Annotated in this window: 16 protein-coding genes; 3 read left to right on the top strand and 13 right to left on the bottom strand. The window is 58.7% G+C overall.

The window, feature by feature from the left end:
* Positions 1-59 precede the first annotated feature (59 nt).
* The 10 genes from BLU22_RS14975 to BLU22_RS11490 all read right to left on the bottom strand — a co-directional run bounded on the left by BLU22_RS14975 (position 60) and on the right by BLU22_RS11490 (position 16,224).
* Entirely contained in the window at positions 60-2,153 is a 2,094-nt protein-coding gene (locus BLU22_RS14975; protein WP_157718993.1) for a hypothetical protein, read from the bottom strand.
* 48 nt (positions 2,154-2,201) lie between these two features.
* On the bottom strand, positions 2,202-3,482 hold the full coding sequence (locus tag BLU22_RS14970) for a tetratricopeptide repeat protein (RefSeq protein WP_157718992.1): 1,281 nt from the start codon (positions 3,480-3,482) through the stop codon (positions 2,202-2,204).
* 78 nt (positions 3,483-3,560) lie between these two features.
* On the bottom strand, positions 3,561-7,190 hold the full coding sequence (gene pglX / locus BLU22_RS11525) for a BREX-1 system adenine-specific DNA-methyltransferase PglX (RefSeq protein WP_090214604.1): 3,630 nt from the start codon (positions 7,188-7,190) through the stop codon (positions 3,561-3,563).
* 104 nt (positions 7,191-7,294) lie between these two features.
* On the bottom strand, positions 7,295-7,954 hold the full coding sequence (locus BLU22_RS11520) for a hypothetical protein (RefSeq protein WP_090214601.1): 660 nt from the start codon (positions 7,952-7,954) through the stop codon (positions 7,295-7,297).
* A gap of 79 nt (positions 7,955-8,033) precedes the next feature.
* Positions 8,034-9,092 (bottom strand): hypothetical protein, encoded by a 1,059-nt coding sequence (locus BLU22_RS11515; RefSeq protein WP_090214596.1) that lies wholly within the window; start codon positions 9,090-9,092, stop codon positions 8,034-8,036.
* 48 nt (positions 9,093-9,140) lie between these two features.
* Positions 9,141-10,877 (bottom strand): DUF262 domain-containing protein, encoded by a 1,737-nt coding sequence (locus tag BLU22_RS11510; protein WP_090214595.1) that lies wholly within the window; start codon positions 10,875-10,877, stop codon positions 9,141-9,143.
* A 9-nt stretch (positions 10,878-10,886) separates the two neighbouring features.
* Entirely contained in the window at positions 10,887-14,543 is a 3,657-nt protein-coding gene (gene brxC / locus BLU22_RS11505; RefSeq protein ID WP_090214592.1) for a BREX system P-loop protein BrxC, read from the bottom strand.
* 12 nt (positions 14,544-14,555) lie between these two features.
* The gene (locus BLU22_RS11500; RefSeq protein ID WP_090214589.1) at positions 14,556-15,134 is read right to left on the bottom strand and encodes a DUF1788 domain-containing protein; all 579 of its coding nucleotides are present in this window, start codon (positions 15,132-15,134) and stop codon (positions 14,556-14,558) included.
* Positions 15,125-15,718, bottom strand: a complete 594-nt coding sequence (locus BLU22_RS11495) for a DUF1819 family protein (RefSeq protein ID WP_090214587.1) — start codon at positions 15,716-15,718, stop codon at positions 15,125-15,127. Before BLU22_RS11495 ends, BLU22_RS11500 begins: the two co-directional genes overlap by 10 nt.
* Before the next feature lie 128 nt (positions 15,719-15,846).
* Complete coding sequence (locus BLU22_RS11490; RefSeq protein WP_231975239.1) at positions 15,847-16,224, bottom strand: hypothetical protein; 378 nt, start codon at positions 16,222-16,224, stop codon at positions 15,847-15,849.
* 891 nt (positions 16,225-17,115) lie between these two features.
* Between BLU22_RS11490 and BLU22_RS11485 the strand changes: the two genes are divergently transcribed.
* The 3 genes from BLU22_RS11485 (at position 17,116) to tal (ending at position 20,473) form a co-directional block, all read left to right on the top strand.
* Positions 17,116-18,278, top strand: a protein-coding gene (locus BLU22_RS11485) for an IS3 family transposase (protein ID WP_090214585.1) whose coding sequence is annotated in 2 segments (ribosomal slippage) — positions 17,116-17,371 and positions 17,371-18,278 — 1,164 coding nt in all. Because the reading frame shifts where the segments join, the coding sequence is not laid out codon by codon here.
* Positions 18,279-18,370: 92 nt separating this feature from the next.
* Positions 18,371-19,378 (top strand): tRNA dihydrouridine(20/20a) synthase DusA, encoded by a 1,008-nt coding sequence (gene dusA / locus BLU22_RS11480; protein WP_090214583.1) that lies wholly within the window; start codon positions 18,371-18,373, stop codon positions 19,376-19,378.
* A 168-nt stretch (positions 19,379-19,546) separates the two neighbouring features.
* Complete coding sequence (tal, locus tag BLU22_RS11475) at positions 19,547-20,473, top strand: transaldolase (RefSeq protein WP_090214581.1); 927 nt, start codon at positions 19,547-19,549, stop codon at positions 20,471-20,473.
* Positions 20,474-20,554: 81 nt separating this feature from the next.
* Here the strand turns inward: tal and rssC are convergent, their stop codons facing one another.
* The 3 genes from rssC to BLU22_RS11460 form a co-directional block, all read right to left on the bottom strand.
* Positions 20,555-21,037, bottom strand: coding sequence for an anti-sigma factor antagonist RssC (gene rssC, locus BLU22_RS11470; protein WP_090214578.1), 483 nt, complete (start codon positions 21,035-21,037; stop codon positions 20,555-20,557).
* Entirely contained in the window at positions 21,034-22,224 is a 1,191-nt protein-coding gene (gene rssB, locus BLU22_RS11465) for a two-component system response regulator RssB (RefSeq protein WP_090214576.1), read from the bottom strand. The genes rssC and rssB overlap by 4 nt, the downstream gene beginning before the upstream one ends.
* A 183-nt stretch (positions 22,225-22,407) precedes the next feature.
* Entirely contained in the window at positions 22,408-23,097 is a 690-nt protein-coding gene (locus tag BLU22_RS11460) for an MlaA family lipoprotein (protein WP_090214573.1), read from the bottom strand.
* Between the last annotated feature and the right edge of the window lie 47 nt (positions 23,098-23,144).

Genomic DNA, 23,144 nt, shown 5'->3' with positions numbered 1-23,144 from the left:
CCGCTCCACTCATCCACAAAGAAAAGCGGAACGATTGCGCCAGAAGCCGCCCGCCAACACTAACTTATAAGATCCCCCCACTTTTCGTGCATTTCTCGCTCCTCTTGAACCATTTTTCTCGTCAAATCGGAGATCCACTTCTCTGCAAAACCGTTCGCTTCACGCAGAAGAGCCATGATATCGTCAAGCTCAAAATCCCCAGGTTTCTTGGCAGCCTTGTGGCCAGAAATGATTTTTTTGATCATTTCGTTCAGCTGATCTTTGGTAATAACCTTTGCCATCCCCAAAGCGATAGGCACGCAATCCTTTTGCGTATCCAGGCCACTCGCTCCGCTTCTTTCTTCGTATTTCTCGCAAACTGCGAAGAACCCCATGAAGAAAGCAGTAAAAACATTCTCCTCCTTCCTGAAGGACTCCGGTATCTTATGGAAGGAGAAGCCATACATAATTGAAAGGATGAACAAAATCTGCTCTTCAACTTTCTCTCTCGGATACCCAGAAATTTTCTCAGCCCGAGACAAAACCGCATTCAAATTATTAATAGCCAAACCATAAACCAACTCATAGTCAGCATCAGAAGCCAATTCGGAACGAAGATCCTGCAAAACCGCAGACATCACCCTGAGAGCTTCATTCCCCCCAGAAAGAGCAGAACCTGTACTTTCACCTAAAAGCTCGGCAAGATCATCTTCGAATCGCTCGGCCCTGACCAAGCACTTGGACGCCTCCTCGCTTCCAAAGTCAACCTTGGCTTCATCCTTGAAAATCCCCGCCAGCAGCTTGTTCCTATTATCAAGAACAAACTGAACAAAAACCTGTTCCTTAAGCGCAAACCGCACAACCCCCGGCAGGAAGGCGTACAAGAAACCCGCAAGCTTCTCTACATTTTCATCACTTCGCAATGCTGCAAGAGAAAGCTCAACTCCCTTCTCCTTGAGCATTGGAATGATTTTTGATTTATTCTGCTCGATAGCAGAAGAGATCATTCCAGATACTTTATCACTTACCCTGACGTCATTTTTGACGCTCTCTTCAATGGAGACAGCGTCCGAATCTTGATCACTTACCACAGCCCTGGGGCTTGTAGATGGCGCCACGCGCCCCTCAGTAAGTGCACGATCAGCTAGCGGCAAATTCTGCACCTGGCTAATGGCCCGAGGAGCCTGAGATGAACTAATTTCCGTAGCCGATTCCTTCGACTCAACCTTGGCTACGCCATCCGTAGGGATTGCGGAATTTTTTATTTCAACCACAGGCGCAGGATTGGCGTTGGCTGCGTTGCCATCAAGGCACTCATCTACCTTACCGCTGCGTAGATCCTTGAGGAACCCGTCGACGATCCTGAACAGCTCCCCGAGCTCCTTTTCGCCCAACTGAGTCAACTGGCCGACTTCACGACCATTGAAGAAGAGCTTTCTCTTTGCAACAACCACACTTTCCAGAAACTTCCAATGGAATACCTTGGGAGACTCCATCATAAACTTCATGGCAATCACGCTATCAGTGATTACCAAGCCATCTTTGGCGCTACCGAACACAGTGTCATCGACCAAAACCAAAACCTGCTCTGGCTTGATGTCATTTCCATAGGAGTTTATGGCAGCATAAAGCTTGCTTGGTGGAATATTTGGCGCCACAAAAACTTTGTCGACACCGAGATCAGAGGCACATTCAACAATAACGTCAGCCAGCATCGATCGCTGAGCATCCGACATGCCACCAGAGACCTCAGCGACTGGCACAGAACTCGTCTTTTCTGCGCCTTTTTTCTTCAGCGATATCCACTTATTCAGAACCTCGAAGCAAAACTTAAGGTCCTTTTTATCGGGCATTGTAAATTTATGCACCTTACGGCCATTGATGAAAACTTCCGAGCCATCAATCTGGAGGAGGTTTATCTCATCGTAGGAGTACTCGATAGCATCCGAGAACGCCTCCTTGAAAATAATCCGCCCTTCGCAGACCAGACAGCCATCCTTGCCACTACCGAACAGAGTATCATCAAGAAGAACAGCTATTTCTTGAGGAGACACCGAGAAGCCAAACGATCCGATGGCATTGCTTACCAACTTTGGCGGAACATTATTACCGACGTAAACTTTACTGCAATTAGCAAAGCTGTTGGCCACAAAAAATTCTTTCAAGGACCTCATACACTGCTCCCCCTAGAACCACTTATCCACTTTAATCTGAGCACCACTTCAAATAGTGATGCCAGTCTTATTCCTATATGAGTCAAACTCTTTTCCGGCCAACCGTCGCTGAGAGTGTTCATTGCCTTGCGCAGCGGAGCGACTCAACCAAAGAAAGGCCTCCTCCGGGTCTGAACTGGTGAGATATGTCCCCAAATTTCCCTGTGCAATCGGGTGGCCCTGCTCGGCAGCCTTACGCAACCAATGCATGCTTTCCTCCTTGTTTCCCACAAGGCTAGATGCCAACTTGAATTGAGCATTCCGATCACCTTTCTCGGCGCTTTTTCTCCACCAGGCATCCCGATCAGCGAAAAATTCGTTGAAAACCCCAAAGATCTTCGCGAGGTCATCCCCCTTGAAATTGGAGAATTCTGCACATTTTCTACCACCCCGATAGACACTCTGGCCTTTCACATCAAAACCATCCGAGTGAAATGAGTAGCTGAAGGTCACAGCTTCAATACCAGGAAAACTGAAGTCAAAAAACTCGTCAGTGACTAAAAGCCCATGCTTCCCATCAAATCGCCCAGAGTCGTCAAGCAGCATAAAAGGCTGTTGATTCTTCAAGCCTGCCTTAAAATGACGGCTGCCTATTGCTGATGCAAGCTTTCCAGCTGGGATATCCGGTGCGATATGCACTCTTTTTTTCATGCTCGCAGAAGGGGTAACCCGCTGGACATAATCAGCCAGGCGAGGCTCACCAGCGTTGTTCCTTGAAAAACCGGCCAGATCAATACCACCCGAAGCAACGGAGTCAATCTTTTCTTTCACAGTTTTTGGCATCTCAGCAGGCAAGACCCGCTCTGCTCTTGGCGACTGCACGCCCGTGCGGCCCTTGCCCCAGAAAAACCAGAATGCCAGATAGAGAATCCCGCCAAATATTATCCCGCCCGCCCCAAACCGAAGTGCCACGGCAGCAATCATCAGGTTCAATATCAGCGCGTACCTACAGAAAACCTTAGTCCAGAATGATACCCCCGGCTTGGCGGTAGCTCGCCAAACGGAAATCACCGCCACCACTTGATAAATAAAAACGACAACAGCCGCTATCCCAACCGAAGAAATAGCCGAAAACATCGAGAGGATGGCAAAAATACCATCCCCACTGCGCTCCATGCTTGAAGCCTTGTAATCAATAAAAAAGTATGCCAAAGCAACCATGCCAAAGGCGCCCAACATCCCGACCACATTGGATGTAAAAGAGACACCATAACCACCACTTACGAGCTTGCTATTCCACCAGTGATTCCTGAAGTGTAAAAATAGCGCGAAAATAATTGCTGCAACCATTCAACCCACCATAAACGAAATTTTGAGATTGCCCCGTCGAAAGTCTCTCCGGGGCACAGACATTCTATTGAAACTCACTCAATCCTCTTTCCCACCCGTAACCGCCTTCACTTCCGCGAGGAGGTTGCCGAACTTGCCGTAGTTGACCTTCACCCCATCATCGAGATCCAGCTTGATGCGCTGGTCCGCGTAGGGGCGGAGGGCTTCGTCGAAGCGGCGGAGTTCTTCGAGCTGCTTGGTGAGCTTGTCCTTGCGCTTTTGCAGGGTCTTTTGCTGGGCGCTGCTGGTGGCGGCGGCGATGTCGTCGCTGAGCTGGTCGATACGGGCCTGCATGCGGCTTTGCAGCGGCACGACGTATTCCATGCGCATACGCGAGAGGGTGCCCTCGTTGTAGCGGTGCAGGTAGACCAGGCACTCGAAGGCCTTCTGCTTGCCGCTAGAGAACAGCCAGTAGATCGGGCGCTTCTTGTAGGTTTGCAGGTGATCCTTGTAGAAGCTGGTGGACAGGTACCGACGGATGGCCTCGTCGGCGGACTCGTTGGATTTGCGGCCCAGGCTGTCGGCCAGCCATTCCATGCTTTCGACTAGCGTACCAGCGCCCCAAACTATTTTGACGAACTCGCGTACGCGCTCAGCTGCATCGTCCTCAAACCAAAACTCTTCTGTTACTGGAATGATTCCATCAACATCAGCTGGGAATTTCCTGTAACGCGTAGAATCAAAACCAACGCCACCACTATAGGCATAAATTAGTCCTGGCTCGTCGAGACTGTAGCGCCCCATCATGCAGCCAACCGCATAGGACATAAGCTGAATCATATCTTTTTCACGGTCAGCGCGACTCAGCGTTATTTCTTCATCAGGAACTACAGGAATTATTTTATTCTCCAACCCATACTTGCTTATAAATATAAAATTATTCTCTTCTTCCTTCTCTCTCAATAAAACCACTCGCCTTTCCAACTCAACACAAAAATTGCTCCAGCTTTTCGATAAGCGATCCGCGAAAAAATCTCCAGAGGTAACTGGCAAACTTTTGAAGTCCCAAGACAACTCAGAATAATCCCAATCCTGCTTGGCTAACTCAATGCAAGATCGCACATTGTCTTCCACCAGCGCAGAATAAAAATCTGCAATCGGAAGAGTACCTACAGGCCCTTCGTGGAAATCCAAAGTGGGACTAATGCAATTAATTATATTATTAACTATGGATGAATTACAAAAACCGAGAGACCTGTACATATCCCAATTCGAATCAAAAAAACACATAGCCCCTTTCGTTTCAAATATAAAGCCCGCGGGAACATACCTCATTGAAAGCGAAGAACTAGATATCGTCGACCAAGTGATTCCAGCCTTAAAGTAAAATGATTCATTAGCAACCCGCTTCGATGCGCTTCCATAGCGCGCAATAACCACCTCCTTAATACGCGCACCGTCCTTCTCCCAATCCACTACATACTCGTTATTTCCATACCATTTTTTAAATCCACCACCCTTTTGACATGGAAACCACCTACACCCTGAAATCATCGCCTCACTCGAATCTTTCGCGCCGAGGAAGACATTTCCAAAGTCGCACTCATGCCAAAATCTGAGAAACCTCTCATTATCCGTAGTAGCCAACCCTTGGCGCGGCTTACCAACTGTAGATAGTGAGGGATGCTTAGAGAACGAATTTTTAATCTCTTCGCTGGCCCAGTAAGCAACTGGACTGCCAGGGATTTTATTAAAATCATCCTGCACGGACAGGTCGTATCTATTTTTCCCCGACAGAAGTGCGGATTCCTTTTCCACCTCTACACCATCGATCAACCTGAAAAATACCGGCTTAAATCCTAATACATGCCCACCCTGAATTATAAATGCTGTTGTCTGCACCACCTCACCAGATATCTCACCGAAAGCTCGCGCCCCTAAGTGAGCCATAGTTTGAATAGTTCTTGTCGCCAACAGATTCTCACGCATCCCTTTATATGACGACAGGAACATCCAACTCTGCATGGTAACCATGCTATTGAAGCCTGTTGACTTACACCACACAAAGCCACGCTCGATAAACATAGAAAAGAGATCCGCCTTACTATCAGGAAAGTTCTCCTTGGCAAAATCCTTAAGCGTCGTATTCATGCCCTTACTGCCCATATATGGCGGATTCGCCACCACGGCATCGTATTGCAGCGCCAGCACACTCGCGGGCCAGGCAAACTGCTCCAGCACCTGAGCCGCATAGCTACGTGCCAGGGGATCCCCCTTGCTGCGCACGGTGGCCAGCAGATCGACCATCTTGCCCAACCTGGCCTTGAGGGCGGCCGGCACGGTGATCAACGAACCGAAGGTCTTGCCGTGGAAGAACAGGTGGATCAGCTCGCGCAGATCGCGCACCGTCAGGCCGGAGCTGTGCTGGGTTTCCAGCTGGCCACCGCCGAACAGTTGCCCGGTCTGGAAGGCCTCTCCACCCTCGACCTGGATGGCGGCATTGAGGATGGTCTGAGCGATCTGCTCGTCCGGCAGGCCAGCGCTTTCCTGAATGGCGAAGACATTGAGGTGCGGCGGGTTTTCGGCATCGTCGAACAGGCGGCGGTCATCCTCGCGGGCCTTCATCAGCAAGGCGAAGCCGGCAAGCTGAGCGGCGCGGTCGTCGATGTCCAGGCCGTAGAGGTTCTTGCTGAGGATCAGGCGGGGAATCTCGCGCGGTGGATAGCCGCGTTCCTCGTAGATGGCACGCAGCAGGTTGTAGGCCTCGACGAGGATGTGCCCGGAACCGCAGGCCGGATCCAGCACCGTCAGCGACTCAGGGTTGAGGGTGCCGCCGTCCTCGTCCATGCGCACCTTGATCAGCGCATCGAGCTGGGCCTGGACATCCGGGGTCTGCTCGGCAGGTTCGATGTAGTACGGCATCTGCGCCTTGAGGCCAGAGCCGGGGTTGGCCATCAGCCAGAGGCGGCCGAGGCTGTTCTGTACCAGGTACTGGACGATCCAGTTGGGGGTGAACAGCTGAGTGGCCGCGGGGATGTCCTCGCTCTTCACCACCTTGCCGATCACCTGGTCCTTCTTCTCGCTGATATAGAACTGGTACAGCCAGCCGATGATCTCCACCTGCTCCCAGTCGCCTTCCTCGATGTCGCCCACCAAGCGAGCTATGGGCGAGTCGGTGCGCAGCAGGTTGTCCGGGAGCAGCAGCTCGGTGGCATCGTCCAGTGCCTCGAAGAGGAACGGCATGTTGCTGTGCAGCTCGTGGCACTGGGCGAGGAGGATCTCGCGGTACAGCGCTTCGTCCTGATTGCCGGCGGTCTTCAGGCGGATGGCTTCGGCCCTGTCCAGACCCGGCAGCTCAAGATGCTGGACGTGGTCGAGAATCTCCGGCTGCTGCAAGCCGTCCGGGTGGCTGAGCACTCGGTAGCCATGGCTGAGATAGCCCTTGAGCTCCATGAAGCGAATGGCCACCAGACGGTTGAACCAGGTGTAGGCCAGCGCTTCCATGACACTGGCAAAGCCCTGCTGGCGAATACGCTGGGCAAGCGCCGTGCGCTGGCTGGCGATACTGGCCGGGAAGGGCTGGCCAGCGATCATCAGCACATCGCCGGTTTGTGCGACATCGACCGGCAGTGCCGGGTCGAGACCCAGACGACGGGCACGGAGGGTGACCGCCTCGATGAAGTCGAGACGGGCCTGGGGAGCGTATTTCTTGAGAGCAGAGCGGTTCATGGGTGATTCCTGTTGGGCCGCGGGGGCCGGGTGTTCATGTCAGGCAGCCGGACTGCCTGGAGGCCGGTGCGCCAGAAAGCACATCACCGACCTGGACGAATGACTCAGAAGTCTTCGGCGGGCGCCTGCTGGAGTGCCTGCTTGAGATTCTGCAAGGTGAGTCGAGGCAAGCTGAAGTTGATCAGCAACAGGGGCTCGCCGTCGTTATCGGTCACGCTCAGCTCGGCGCTGCGCACGTCGGCAGGCGCGTTGACGGTGGCATCCACGGCATTCTTCCTGGCCATAAGTGCGGTGGCCGGCTGCTCGAGGTAGAAATAGGTCAGCTGGCCCTGTTGGAGGTTGAGCGTCTCGTAGTTGTTGAGCCTGGCCATGAAGTCCTCCTTGCCGCCACGCGCACGGGCCAGTTCGATGATGTCGAGCTGGTCATTGCTGCCGCGCATGAGGGCCATGCTGAAGGTCTTGCTCAGGGCGCCAACGCTCTTGACGTAGATGTCCTGGCTGAAGTCGGTCGCCAGGACCACCGATTCGAGCTGCTGATTGTTGAAGCTCAGGATGGCGCCGAAGCTGTGGCCCAGGAAGTCGACCTCTTCGATGCAGCGTGCCGGGTTGCCGACTTCGGCCGAGCAGTCGTAAAAGCCTTCAGTCTCGCTGTAAGCGCTGGCGGGTGAGCCGTACGTCCAAGACTTGAAGAGCTTGGGTTGCTCAGCAGCCAGGGCAGAGCCGGTGAACAGGCTGGCGGCGAGTGCGAGGGGTAGCAGACGCATGGGTGAACTCCTTTTCATGATCCCTGGAATGGCCGAGCTAGGCAGACTTGAGGCAACGCGTCGTGATGAGTGGCATACCTCAACCACGGCTGAGGCGGCTGCGGATCTGCTCGACGATGGCATGCATCAGGCGCAGATCATCGTCTGACGGCGGTATCGGGTGATTGTTGCGGATGTCCCGCTGACGTATGAACAGCGTCGTACGCAGGTCATCCAGACTGGCTTCGGCCAGTCGGCTGGAGGCCACTTGCGCAGCCTGGGCCATGCACTGACTGATGGACTTCTGGCCACCGGCATAGCCGTCATAGGTGAGACAGAAAACCTCCAGCTCATCCCAACGCGCTTCAGGCGGCGGCAGGTGCTCGAGACGCAGGTCGGCGTTGGCCACTCGTCCGTCGACCGCAGACCATGCATGCCGATAGCCGCAGGGAGGCGGAGGCATTTCTTCCTCGGTGGGGCTCAGCAGGTAGTCGGCAAAGAACACCGGAAAGCGACCATTCTCGGCGTTACCCAACATGCTGACGAACCAGCCGGCGTAGGCTCGGTCTTGCCCTACCCCTTTCCTGGCCAACTCGGGGAAACGCTCGATGAACAGCTGTGCGAGCTGCCTGGCACTCTTGCCTGCCGAGTCTTGCCAGCCGAAGTAGTGATCGTCGGCGCTGGAGTAAGTGACGACCTCCTCCCCCCATTGAACAAGGTCCCAGCCATCGAGCTGAACATTGTCGGCACTGGTGATGTGGCAGCGCCAATGCATGCCCGTAGGCGACATGCCGGCGGAAATACGCAATCGCTGGTAACCGGCCTTGTGCAGCTCATGCACCATGGCCAGCAGGCGGCCGGCCCGGCGTAATGCCGAATCAGTCGGCGGCTGGAGCGAGATGGGCAAAGGGGCGACAACAGCCGCCTCTTCGCCACCTGAGCCACCTTGCAGCACCCAGCCGGCAAGAGCCCGCTGGTAAAGGGCAATAGCCTTGCCATCGGTGTTGTAGTCGGCCGACTCGCTCATCAGCCGATACAGCGCCGAGCCGGCTTCGCCGGAGAGGATCGAATGCTCGAGCGCCTGGACATCGACCAAGACTCGCCCCTGTCCCCGGAACGCGCGGTACAGCGCCTCTCCTGCCATAAAGCTCTTGCTCATGCCTCACTCCCTTGATGGGCCGAAGTCGGCCGCCGCTTACCGTGTGGTCTATTTCAGGGCCGCGACGATGCGATCCCGCAGTGCCTGCTTGCGCTGCTCATAGAAGCCCATGAAGCCATCGAGCTCTTCGGGCAGGCTGGCGATCTCGAGGCCAGCCAGATACTCCTTGCGGGTCGCCGCATCAGGCTTGAGCTGCGCATACCAGTCGTGCGGCATCTTCTGCCGCTTTTGGTTGTTGATGCTGCCTTCGAGCAGTTGCAGATTCGGCAGGCGGTTGCACTTGTCGACCATTTCCGCCCACAGCTCCTCGTCAATCCCCTGCTTGCGCAACTGGGGCTTGGTGAAGCGCGCCTGCGGGTAGATGTGATCGACATGGAAGTGCCGGGACAGATCGAAGCCCGGGAAAATCAGGGACAACAGGGCGAAGGTGCGCTTGTCGCCGTAGGGCAGCTCGACCAGCTCATCCAGCTCTTCGTCGACAAAGGTGAGCGTCTTGCCACGTGCCGCCATCACGCTTTCCAGTTGGACGGCAGGGAAGCCAGTGGCGGCATGCTCACGGATCTGCTCACGCAGGGCGGTCAGCAGGGTGTCCAGGCCACTGCCCCAGATGCCGGAAGCCTTGAGCAGGCTGCGGATCAGCCATTTGCGGACATTCTCCCGATCCTGGGCGTACTCGACCCGGGAGAGATAGCCCTCGCCCGGCTGGCGTACAAACAGGTAGTAGGCAATCGGCAGCAACGCACTGTCGGCACGCAGGTTCTGGCTGTTGAAGCCGAAGCTGGCCAGCAGGCGCACCGCGAGCAACAAGGCGTCGCGGATACGCTGCCAGTTCTCCTCCAGCAGGCCCATGTTAGCCTTGTTGAAATTTTCGACCTTGAAGCCGACGCTGCCGATGTCCGAGAGCATCAGGCCGGCTTTCAGCACCAAATCCTTGCTGAAGCTGAACTGATCACCTTCCTTGTTCATCTCGTCGACGAGCCGGTGGATTTCCTGGCGTGCATCCAGCTTTGACCACTGGGCAGTGGCGATGGACAGCAGCAGATCCGAATAGGAAAGTGGCGTGCCCCCGCTGTTCATGCGAATGAATATGTTCAGGACGCGCTCGAGGTTCTGCTCGGTTTCCTCGTAGTAGGCGATGATTTCTTTGATATGGATAGTTCTGAAGAAGTGGCGCAACACCTTCTTGGCTTGCTTGAGCTGGTCACTGCTGAGCCCCAAGACATCCAGGCTATCGACCAAGTCATCTTCACTTTCACTCAGGATACGCCCACAACGTAGCCAGAGATGGCCGTCGTCGGTCAGAGATGCAGCCGTATCCGTCAGAAACTCAAAGCGGTACTCAGACCCTGTTTCGGGATCGGGCTCACCAAGAAGATCCAGGTGCAGATAGCGAACGGGGAACGCAGCGTTGCTCGACCACCACTTGCCAGGCAGCTTCCAGGCATAGGAACCGCGCAGGCCGATATTCAGCGCGGTCATGCGCTGCTGGCCATCCAGTACGGCTACCAGCTCGCGATCCGGGAGGTTTTCGAGCAGAGCGCAGTGGTAGTTGTCGCGCTCATGGTAGTCACGAACGAAGTCGTAGAACTGGTACTCCTGGCGCCTCTCGGGCTCGATACGCCAGAACAGGAAGGTGCCGAAGGGATAGCCCTGCATGAGGCTGTCGAACAACTGGCAGATCTGCTCCGGCCACCAGACGAATTCCCGCTGGATGGCCGGCAGGATGTATTCCTTGGCTGCGACCTTGTCCAGAAGCTGCTTGATGGTTCCACCCGGCTTGTACATGGCTGTTCCTTAGCGAATTTCTATGCGCTCTTGATTGGCAATGGCCTGCTCCAGCTCCTGACGCAGCCGGGCAATGAAGTCTTCGATATCGGCCTGGGTTTCCAGGTAGCCCGGGCCGACCAGCTCCTGCACTTCGATCACCCGGCGCTTTTTCACCGGTGTGACCGGCGCAACCACGGGGGCGGGAGCTACCGGCGCCGGAGTCGTACTTTCCTCAATCGCCTGAGCCGAGCCATTGCCCGTATCGATGACTGCCTTCTGGGCATCGGCCTTGGCTTTTGCGGCGGCCTGCTGGGCGAGCAGGTGCAGGTGATCGATGGCCGCATCGGCCAGATCTCGGGCTTCCTCCTGCATCTGTCCGATATGCGCCAGGCTGCGCTGGGTAGCGATGCGCTGACGCAGGGTCTGCAAGGGCAGCAGGCTGCGGTTGCGCTGATCGGGGCTGGCCTTGAGAGCGTCCAGCTCGGCGTTGACCTTGCCGATCTGCTTTTCCAGCCAGCTATCGGCGCGCTGATGGGCCTCCTTGAGGAAGCCTTCGTTGATCTGCGCCACCGTCTGGATTAGCCCCTCACCCTCGCGAATGAGCTTGTAGGGCGATTTGGCCGCCAGGATCTCGTCGATGCGCGCCAAGGCACGAGCCGCATCGGCCTGCTTGTCGAGTTTGGGACGGTTGGGGGCAAAGTCCTGCTGGGCCTTGCGCAGCTTGTCCCACGCGCCTTTCTGGCTGCCGTGGAAATGGCTGAGGTCACTGTAATGGTCGGACAGGTCGAGCAGCGCGTTGCGTTCCTTGAGGAACAGTTGAATGGCGTCGAAGCTGTCCGGAGTCGCCTGTAGCTTGCGAACCAGCTTGAGGGACTCCTCGATCACTTCAAGGCCTGGGTACTGCCCGCTCTGGGCGAGAGCCCGCCACTGGCCAAAGTCGCTGTCCCAGCCTTTCAGGGTCGACTGCACCGCCGCGTACAGCGCATCTTCGCCATCCGGCGCGATCTTGCCAGCCACATCTTTGAACAGCTGACGAGCCTTTTGCAGCTCGCCGGAGCCGATCTGCTGACGCTTCTGGATTTCCGTGGTGCGCCAGCGGGCAGGCGTGGAGATTTCACTCCAAACCTGCTGCGGGGCCAGCGGGCCGCCATTGCCGAGCAGACTGACTTCACCCTTGAGCATCAGGCGAACGATGAGCAGGACGGTTTCCCACTCCGGCCAACCAAAGGGCCGGCGTCCGAAGTAGCCATCCACCAGGTCATGGAGGACGATGCGCCGCGACTGGGCCGCGAGCAACTCAATGTGCTGGCTGACCTCCTTGAGCGCCCGCGGGTTTGCCTCCCCAGTGCTCTCCAGGGCAAGGCCCGGGGTCATGGGCGTGGCCAGCAGCGACTGGATCTCCTTCTGCGGGTCGCTGCTCAGGTGCTGGATGTAGCCGAGCTTGGCAAAGGTGTTGCGCACCAGATAGTCGAGCGCTTCCTCGACCAGCATGGGCGCACTGGAGGACTTGGGTTCGAGCTTCTGCCCGGCCACATAGACCTCGGCCTCACGCAGCAAGCGATCCACCGTGGTGCTGAGGCGCTGACGACGCTGGCGGTTTTCTTCAGCACGGTCCTGGAGAATGCGCTTGGTATTCAACGGCAAGGTGCCATCGTTCTTGCGAGTGATGTACTTGTCGGTTTGCAGGTATAGGCGCAGCTCGCGGGCCAGATCGCGGTCATCCTCCAGGCGCAGCAGCACACTGCCCTCCCCCTGACCAGATTCCAGGATGCAGCGTTGCTCGCTCCAGGTCTCGCGGTCGTCCACCAGCGGGCTGATGACCGACACCATCAGGTCGCCATCGATGCGGTTGCCCAGCGGGTGCTGATCGCACATGCGGTTGAGACCGAAGTCCTTGCCGTTCTCGGTGAAACGGAATTTGCGCTGGTCGCGCAGCGACTCCTTGAACAGCAACTCACCCAGCTCCCGGGCCTCATCGGCGCTGGTGAGGTCGACATCCTTGATCTCGCGGGTGATGTCGCGCTCTTCGTTAGTCAGGAAGAAGAAATCGTCGCCGTTGCGGCTGACCAGCGTCTCCTTCTCGAGACGTTGCAGGCTGTCCTCGATCTGCTTGCGCAGCCCTTGGCGGTCCGCATCGATACGGTCGATAAACAGCGTGATCAGGTTATCGACGTTGCCCTTGATCTCATCGACATAGCGGATCAGGAACAGGGTCTTCAGCACCTGGGAATCGAACAGCTCCAGGCTGGGGTTGCTCGCGGCGTTGTCGATAGTGGATTTGACTACCCCCTCGAGGAAACCCTCGATGGACGGGTAGAAGCGGTAGAGCGGTACCAGCACGCCCACTTCGCTGGGACCGACAGCCTTGGCGGCTGACTGGAAGGCATCGAGCAATGAGCGCTCACCGCGCGCCAGGTGCAGGCCGGTGGCTCCGGCCTTGCGCACGCTCTCGAACACCCGCTGGACCAGCTGGAACTGGTAGGGAGCGAACGGATAGACCGCTGCGAAGTTGTCTTCGTCGGTGAAAGCCTTGAAGGTCCGGCCGATGTTGGTGAAGCTCAGCTGGTTGCGCAGGATGTCGGCTTTCTCGCGATAGATATTGCGCAACTCATCCTTGGCCTCCGGTTGCTTGTCCAGCAGGCGACGCTGGATCACCTCGTCGACGTTGCCGCTGGAGAGCGACAGGCGCGTTTTGAAGCGCCCCTGGATTTTGGAGAAGTCGTTGGCCTTGGAGGCCCGGACTTCGCCGAGCACGGCATCGATGTCCTCCTGGGAGGTCACCAGCACCCAGGCGCGGCCACCGCAGGTGGTGCCGAGGTTTTCGGTGATGGTTTGCAGGTTAAGCATCAGGTGGGTGTCCTGGCCAATGAACTGGCCGATCTCATCCACGAGGAAGACGATGCGTTTCTGGTTGCCCTGCTTGTCGAGATAGTCCCGCACCCAGCCAGCGAAGTTCTCGACGCTCAGACTGAAGTCCTTCTCGAAGCGCTCTACCCAGGCGTCTGCATCGTTGATTTCCTGCCCAAGCACCTGCGATAGCGCAGTGGCCAGAGCATCGACCTGGAAGTGGTAGGCGTCGCGCTCTTCCTCCCAGGTGGAGCCAGAAGCATCGGCGAAAGCCTGACGGAACGCCTCGAACTTGCCCTGCTCGTCGAGGTAGCGCTCCATATGCGCGATGTGTGGGTGATCGCCACAGTAGCCGAGCTTCTCGTTGAACACGCGCAGGAAGACACGCAGGATGGCATCACGGCCATCGCTGGTGTCGGCCTTGCTGTCGATGTTGAACAGCAGGACATCGGTATCCAGAGAAATCGCGCGCTTGATATCCGCAGCGAGCATCGGATCGAGAATCTTCTCCTGGAAAAAATCGATGGCCCGACGACTCTCGCCCTCGCGGCTGACCTGCTTGTTCTCCAGCAGGTAGGAAAGAATTTTCAGAAAGTGCGACTTACCCGAGCCGAAGAAGCCTGAGATCCACACCCCTACCCGACCCGCAGCCTCCTGGGGGTGATCGAGGGCGAACAGGTAGGACTCGAAGAAGCTACGCAGGTGCTGGTCCAGCTCGCGGGTGATGACGTACTCGTCGAGCTCCTGCCAGACCGAGTCGGCATCGCCCTGGTCGGCCTTGATCACACCGTTGATCGAACGGTGAATGGAGCGGGTGAAGAGTTTCTGAATCTGCACGGGTAATTCCTTTTAGCTCACCAGCTGGAAAGCGCGGTAGTAGGGCTTCTCGCCGAGTATTCCGAACAGTCGCAGGGACTGGCCGTCATAGCGACCGGGGTAGAACAGCACCAGGGGGGGCTGTCCCATGAACGGTTGCAGGTTGTTCAGGAGGTTGTGGGTGCGCAGTAGCGGATAGGCCGAGCCAACACCGGTCAGCAACAGCATGCTGTAATCGGCCGGAGGGAAGCGCTCGACCAGCTCTTTGGCCACCTTGCCGGCATCCAGTGGCGCTTTCAGCGCTTTGAAGACGGCCTCATCCCCTTTGGTAGACTGCATGTGCAGGGACTTCTCAAGCAGCTTGCGGCCTTCGAGCATCTCCATCAGCAGCTCGAACAGATTGATCACTGCCACCTTGAGGCCAGGACGACGCTTAGTGATCGCGCCGTCGAGAAAGCGTACGTGCTCGCGCACCCTTTCTTCCTCTTCGGGTGGGTAGTCAAAGGCGTAGAACGGCACTTCATTGCCCAGTCCCTGGCCTTTCAGAAAATCGTCGGAGGTGATCCGGTCGAGGATCTTGTTGAGCCGTTCATCCAATGTGTTCACGGGCATACCTGAAGGCAGTCGAGCACATAGTGCTCTTGGCGGTGTTGCAGATAGCGCAGCACCACGGGTTCGATGTTCTGGCTGCGCAGACGCAGGTTGCGGGTGTTCTCGATGAACCCGGCCTCGTCGAGCATTCGCATGGCATTTTGCCTCAATTTGGTGCGCGAGGAGTCGCTGAGGGCCGGCATGCGCGGCTGAGCCCGCTGGCAGTCTTCGATGTAGTTGTCCCAGTGGCGCAGCTCCAGGTGGGTAGCAAAGCGCCGAAACTGGTCGCGTACCACAGTGCGCAGGAAATCGCCGAACAGGGGGGAGAATTTCACGGTGGCCGCCAGCACGGCATGGGTTGCCACCGGTACGCTGCCGTCGCGCACCAGCTCCCACAGCTCAGCATCCATGGTCTGCAACCGCGAGCGCGCAAGGTTCGCGTACGTCATCGACGTATTGGCGGTTCGCTTCTTGAGCACGTTCAGCTCACGAATCTGCCGATCCCACTCCTTCCCTGACACACCTTGCAGCAGCAGGTCGGCCACGATGCGCGATTCGGGCACGATCAGCGAACACTTGGTGAAGTTGGCGGTATACGTGGGCATGAGGCAGGTAGGCTCGACAACACTCTGAGTCTCGGCATTATCCGCAAAATCCCGACCTCAGGGCAGGTACACTGGTAGCTCTCAGGCTGTATGCCATGGGGTTGCGACAAACGGTGTCGCAGAGGAACTCAGTCATCCCATCGCCCATCGTTGTCCAGATCCCGATCCGAGCCGCCCTGGTTGTAGTCCCAGCGTTTGTCGTTATCGAGGTCGCGATCCGAGCCGCCCTTGTCATGATCCCAGCGACCGTCGTTGTCGATGTCCCGATCAGAGCCACCTGCACCGAAATCCCAACGACCGTCGTTATCGAGGTCACGGTCGCTACCGCCCTTGTCGTAGTCCCAGCGGCCGTCGTTGTCGACGTCCCGATCCGTGCCGCCGCGGTTGAAGTCCCAGCGGCCATCATTATCCAGATCACGGTCGGCGGCCTGTAAGAGCGCAAGGTTGGACAGGAACAGGCTCAGGACCAAGCTGACCGTGAGCGCGCGAGTGCTCAGCTTCTTCATGACATCACCTTCAGGCAACAACCCCCGCCCACAGACTGAAACCCACGCCCAAACAGCCTAGGAGCTCGCTCAGCGCATTTTCTGCGCCATAGCCTATCCACCCTACAGCCTTGCCCCACAGAGGCTTTCCAGCCACCTCCAGAGCAACCTGCTCGCAAGATCCTTCTTCCCCGATAGCTGGCTGCCAGGCAGCGTGACGACAGGGTACGGATGACAGCGACAGTATGTGTCGCACCCGATCCGCCGCATCGCCATGCGCCGGCCGGAACCACGCAACCGTTCGTCGCCAATCCATCGAAAAAACTTTCCTCACATCTCCAACCACCTCGATACGGCCGAAAGCCGCATGGTTCCTGGCTTACAGGGCATTTCACTGGCCATTGACATGACGTCAACACCTACCGTTCGTCGGAAATCGAAAAGCCGCCCCCTTGAAATGTTTTTTAAAAAACGGATCTGTATTATTTGAGGGCAACAAAAAAGCGAGTCACTTCCTGCCCCCTCCTCTGGTGGCTTTTTCACCGGATGTCCTGCCGGATGCGATCTGAAATGAGGTCGATAGCAGGATAGCCCCTGCAACCCGCTCCGCCCTGCTTCTATATATCGCTCTTTCGCAGCCGTTAGGCTGCGGCTAAGATTTGACATCAAACAATGAGCTTAAAATTTAAAAATTTTTGCCCTTATAAATATTTTGTGCTTCACAAAATATTTATAAGGGCAAGCCAATTCACGAAAAAAACGCAACACTCAAAAAAGAATCAAACGGCAAAAAACTCCGGCCGCCTCCCTTCTCGCTGCACACCACCATGTCAATGAGTTCTTCCACTGTAGTGGTCTACTGATCCCGGACACCGACTTAGGCGAAAATCATCGCCATTAGAGAGGTGTTCGATGAGCAGACAGCGACGTACGTTCTCAACCGAGTTCAAGCGCGAAGCCGCGACTCTGGTTCTGGACCAGGGGTATACCGTGGTGGAGGCCTGCCAGTCTTTGGGAGTGGTGGAGTCGGCACTGCGTCGATGGATCAAGCAGCTTCAGGATGAGCGCAATGGCATCACCCCGCAGAGCAAGGCGCTGACTCCCGAGCAGCAGAAGATCCAAGAGCTGGAGGCCAAGATCAACCGGCTGGAGCGGGAGAAAGCGATCCTAAAAAAGGCTACCGCTCTCTTGATGGCGGACGAACTCGAACGTACGCGCTGATAGACCAGTTGAGTGAGCAGGAGCCCGTGGAAATGGTCTGTTCAGCCTTCGATGTGCCGCGTTCGTGCTTCTACGACTATCGCGCTCGGCGTCATCGAGTCGATGCTCGTCGTGTAACCCTGCGCAGTCAGGTCAACCAGTTTTTCAGTGAAAGCCGCGGGGCTGCGGGCAGCCGCAGCATCATGGGCATGATGCGCGAGAGCGGTGTGATGATCGGTCGCTTTCAGGTGCGCAGCCTGATGCGTGAGCTGGGCCTCGTCAGCAAGCAGCCAGGCTCGCATGCGTACAGGTCAGCAACGGTTGAGCGTCCCTACATTCCGAACCTGCTGAACCGCGAGTTCACTGTCGAGCGTCCCAACCAGGTCTGGTGTGGTGACATCACCTATGTCTGGGCGCAGGGCCGCTGGCATTACCTGGCTGTGGTTCTGGATCTTCACGTTCGTCGCGTCATCGGCTGGGCCTTCTCTGACAGGCCGGATGCGGAGCTGGCTGCCCGTGCGTTGGACATGGCCTACGAGCAGCGTGGCAGACCGCAGAAGGTGATGTTCCACTCGGATCAGGGAAGCCAGTACGCCAGCCGCCTGTTCCGGCAACGGCTATGGCGTTACCGGATGCGGCAAAGCATGAGCCGGCGCGGCAACTGTTGGGACAACGCGCCGATGGAGCGGCTGTTTCGCAGCCTGAAGACCGAGTGGATACCCTCAACGGGCTACCTGTGTGCTCGGGAAGCTCGGCGTGATATCAGTCATTACCTGATGTATCGGTACAACTGGATCAGGCCGCATCAAGCCAACGACGGACTCCCGCCTGCCGTGGCCGAGAAAAAACTTAACCCACTGTCCGGGATGGCTTGACCACTACAACCCGCGCATGCCTGTATCATACCCCTGTTCATGCCCTTCGTGTGCACTGCGTGTGCACAAAGCCCTAAAAACAGGCCTTTTTCATGACCCACACCCCCTCTGAATCCCGCGCAAATCAAGGCATCCAGAGCAGGCGCTTTTCCGTTGCGCCGATGATGGACTGGACTGACCGACACTGCCGATTCTTTCTGCGCCTGCTCTCGCAACATGCCCTGCTCTACACCGAGATGGTCACCACCGGCGCTCTGCTGCATGGCGACCGCGCGCGCTTCCTCGACCACGATGCGAGCGAGCACCCGCTGGCCCTGCAGCTCGGTGGCAGCGTGCCGGCGGAGCTGGCGGCCTGCGCGAAGCTGGCCGAGGACTGGGGTTACGACGAGGTGAACCTCAACGTCGGCTGCCCCAGCGACCGGGTGCAGCACAACATGATCGGCGCCTGCCTGATGGGGCATCCGGCGCTGGTGGCCGACTGCGTGAAGGCAATGCGCGATGCGGTCGGCATCGCGGTGACGGTCAAGCACCGCATCGGCATCAACGGCCGCGACAGCTATGCCGAGCTGTGCGACTTCGTCGGCCAGGTGGCCGAGGCCGGTTGCAGCAGTTTCACCGTGCATGCGCGCATCGCCATCCTCGAAGGCCTGTCGCCGAAGGAGAACCGCGAGGTGCCGCCGCTGCGCTACGAAGTGGCCGCGCAGCTCAAGCGCGACTTTCCGGCGCTGGAGGTCGTCCTCAACGGCGGGATCAAGACGCTGGAGGAGTGCCGCACGCACCTGCAGACCTTCGACGGGGTGATGCTCGGCCGCGAGGCCTACCACAACCCCTACCTGCTGGCCGAGGTCGACCGGCAGCTGTTCGGCAGCGAACGCGCGGCGCCCAGCCGCGGCGACGTGCTGCGCCAGCTGCGCCCTTACATCGAGCGGCACCTGGCGCAGGGCGGCGCCATGCACCACATCACCCGCCATGTGCTCGGGCTGGCTCAGGGATTCCACGGAGCGCGGCGCTTCCGCCAGGTGCTGTCGGTGGACGTGCACAAGAGCCCGGCGCCGCTCAGTGTCTTCGATCACGCCATCGAACTGCTGGGCACGCACTGAGCCCGCCGAGATACGCCGGAAAGTCGCCCCGGATCACCGAGGCCCTGCGGCAGGCTCGGACTCCGGCAAGCACGGCGTTGCCGCAACCTGCCGGGGCGCAAGCCCATTGAGCCGGGGTGCGCTGCTCGGTTAATGTCGAAGCATCTGTAACGACAGGGTTCTTGTCAGATGACTTCCAAGCTGGAGCAACTCAAGCTGTACACCACCGTGGTCGCCGACACCGGCGACGTCGAGGCCATTGCCCGCCTGCAGCCGGTGGACGCCACCACCAATCCCTCGCTGCTGCTCAAGGCCGCCGCTCTGCCCCGCTATGCCGGACAACTGCAGGCCGCCATCGCCAGTGCAGGACAGGATCTCGGGCTGGCCTGCGACCGCTTCGCGGTGGCGGTGGGCCGCGAGATCCTGCAGATCGTTCCCGGCCGCGTCTCCACCGAAGTGGATTCGCGGCTGTCCTTCGACAGCGCCGCCACCGCCGAGCGCGCGCGGCGCCTGATTGGCCTGTACGAGCAGGCCGGCATCGGTCGCGAGCGGGTACTGATCAAGGTCGCCGCAACCTGGGAAGGCATCCGCGCCGCCGAGCAACTGGAGCGCCAGGGCATCCAGACCAACCTGACTCTGCTGTTCTCCTTCGCTCAGGCCCAGGCCTGTGCCGATGCCGGGGTGTTCCTCATCTCGCCCTTCGTCGGGCGCATCTACGACTGGCACAAGAAGGCCAAGGGTCGCGACTTCGCCGGCGCCGAAGACCCGGGCGTGCGCTCGGTCACCCGCATCTACGACTACTACAAGGCCAACGGCTACGGAACCGTGGTGATGGGCGCCAGCTTCCGTAATATCGGCCAGATCGAACAGCTGGCCGGCTGCGACCGCCTGACCATCAGCCCGGAGCTGCTGCAGCAGTTGGCCGACGCCGAGGGCGAGCTGCCGCGCCGTCTGGCGCCGGGCACTGCCGGCGAGCCACGCGAGAGCCTCGACGAGAGCGGCTTCCGCTGGCGCCTCAACGAGGACGCCATGGCCACCGAGAAGCTGGCCGAGGGTATTCGCCTGTTCGCCCGCGATCAGGAAAAGCTCGAAGCGCTGCTGGCGGCACACGCCTGACGCTCGACACAAAAAAGCCGCGCCCGAGGGTGCGGCTTTTTTGTGGGCTCATGAAGTTGAAATGCTGCGACTTGCGTCGGTTCAGTGCCGCTCCAGTGCGGAGACCAGATCGCGGAAGGCCTCGCGGTTGTGCTCGTTGAGACCCATGAGGATACGGTGCGCCTCCAGCACCTTGGTCTTCACCAGCGCCTCGGAGAGATCCTGCGCCGGCAGGTCGCGCAGGCATTCCGGACAAGGCACCGGCGTACCGACCATGTTAAATACCCGCTCGAAGCCCATCGACTCGAGCAGGCGTGTGATGTCCGGATTGGTGGTCACCAGGGTCGGCAGCAGACCGATCTTCTGCCGCGACAGGATCGACAGCTTGGCCAGCAGGCCGAGGGTCGTGCTGTCGATATTCGAAGCCTCCGTCAGATCGATGATGATCGAGGAGAAATTACCCGCGCCAAAGATCTTCTCGATGGTCGCATCCAGCGCCGAACACAGCGTCAAGCGGACTTCGCCGACAAACTTGAGGGCGAAGGTGCCGTCCTGTTCGGCGAACTGGATCTTACCCGTACTCATGCAAAATTCCTGCTCAGCACCAGCAACGCGATATCATCGGGCATCTCGCCCAGGTTGGCCAGCCCGAACACGCGGCGCAGTCCGTCGAGACTGCCGCCGGCCTCGCAGACGCACTGCGGCAGCGCCGCTTCCTTGTCCTTCAGCGTCTCGCCCGGCAGCAGGTCGAGGATACCGTCGGAGAGCAGCGTCAGGCTGAAGGCTTCCGGCAACTGCAGCTCGTGATCTTCGTAGCTGGCGTCCTCGAACAGGCCGACCGGCAGGCCGCGCCCTTCCAGATAACGGGCCTGACCCTCGCTGTACAGCACCGGCAGCGGCAGATGGCCGCCGATGCTGTAGGTCATGGTGCCGGTGGTTTCGTCGATCACCCCGCCGAGCATGGTCACATGCTTGCCGAGCTTGCAGTTGATCAGGCCGCGATTGATGTGCGCCAGCACGTCGGAGGGACGAAACTCGGGCAGCGTGCGCTGCCGGTTGCGCCGCGACTCGTAGAGCAGTCGCGTGGTCATGAACTTGAGCAGCACGGTGACGAAGGCCGACGAGGCGCCATGCCCGGAGACGTCGGCCAGGTAGAAGGCGATGCGCCGCTCGTCGACGCGGAAGTAGTCGACGAAGTCGCCGGACAGGTACAGCGAGGGGATGATCTGGTGGGCGAAGCGGAACTCGCCCGCCTGCCAGGGCGTTACCGGCAGCATGTTCATCTGCACGTGGCGCCCGGCGTCCTGGTCTTCCTGCAGCAGGCTGAGGCTGGCCTGCAACTCGCGGTTGGCGGCCTCCAGCCGTTCGCGGTAACGACGGTTTTCCTGGCGCAGGCGCGCACGATCCAGCGCGCGACGCACCGAGTGCTCGAGCATCGCCAGATCGTCCAGCGGCTTGACCAGATAGTCGACCGCGCCGAGGCGCAAAGCCTCGACGGCGTCGCTCACCACACCGGCATCGGAGGTCGCGATCACCGGCGCGTCGCCGTCGCACTCCAGAATGCGCCGCACCAGCTCCTTGCCGGACTGCTGCGGCAGGCCCAGGTCGCAGATCACCAGATCGGGCTGTTCCAGCTCGAACAGCTGCAGGCCGCGCAATGCGCTGGCGGCCTGCAGGACGCAGAAACCGGCATCTTCAAGGTAGGCGGCCAAATGGGCGCGCACCCCGTCGTTATCATCGACGACCAGCAGCTTGGCACTGATTGTATGCATGCATCATCCAGGCAAACGGCGCCGCAGGCGGCTCGGCTGAGAAGTTGGGCAGACCGGCGGCCGGGGCCGCCGATACAAGGCGCGACACTACTCGCATCGGCAGGCGGGTTCAAGCCGCAAAGGCGCCGCCGAAACACCCTGTTGCAGCGACGTCCTGTCGCACCGCGGAGGGTCGAGCGGGTCTCAGAAATCGTCCTCGACCTGACCGTCGAAGACCTTGAATTCGCGGTTCTGCAGGTAGGCGTTGCGGATGAACAGGTACTTGTCGCCGGTGATCACCCTCTCGGCCGGGAGCAGACCGGCGCGGGTATCCACCACGTCCAGCGCCCGCACGCTGTTGCGGGTCGGCACATGGCCGATGTGCGGGTAGAACGAGTGCAGGCTGTCGACCGCCAGACCGGCGGCATCGCGCGGCGAGCTCGGCCCGAAGAACGGCAGCATCAGGTAGGGACCGCTGGACACGCCCCAGACCCCGAGGGTCTGCCCGAAGTCCTCGTCGTTGCGTATCAGGCCCGCGTGGCGCGCAACGTCGAAGAAGCCCAGCACGCCGACGGTGGTGTTGATCAGCATCCGCGCGGTATCGACCCCGGCATCGTGCAGCTTGCCCTGCAACAGGTTGTTGCCCAGGTTGCCGACCTCGCCGAGGTTGGCAAACACGTTGCCGATGCCGTCCTCGACGAACTGCGGGGTAACCGCCTGATAGCCGCGCGCCAGCGGCTTGAGCGCCCAGGTATCGAGGGTGTCGTTGAACACGAACACCGGCCGGTTGAAGGCCTCCCAGGGATCCTCTTCGCTAGCCTGCGCCAACAGCGGCAGACTGGCCAGCAGGATGGCTGCGGCACGCCCGAGCCAGTGGCTGCGAATCTCTCGCATCGTTTTTTCTCCTTGATCGGTCAGGCAGGCCCGTCGCACGACGCCCC

Source organism: Pseudomonas guangdongensis, assembly GCF_900105885.1.
In the GTDB taxonomy this organism is placed as follows: domain Bacteria; phylum Pseudomonadota; class Gammaproteobacteria; order Pseudomonadales; family Pseudomonadaceae; genus Geopseudomonas; species Geopseudomonas guangdongensis.
This window is presented reverse-complemented; position numbering and strand designations above follow the sequence as displayed.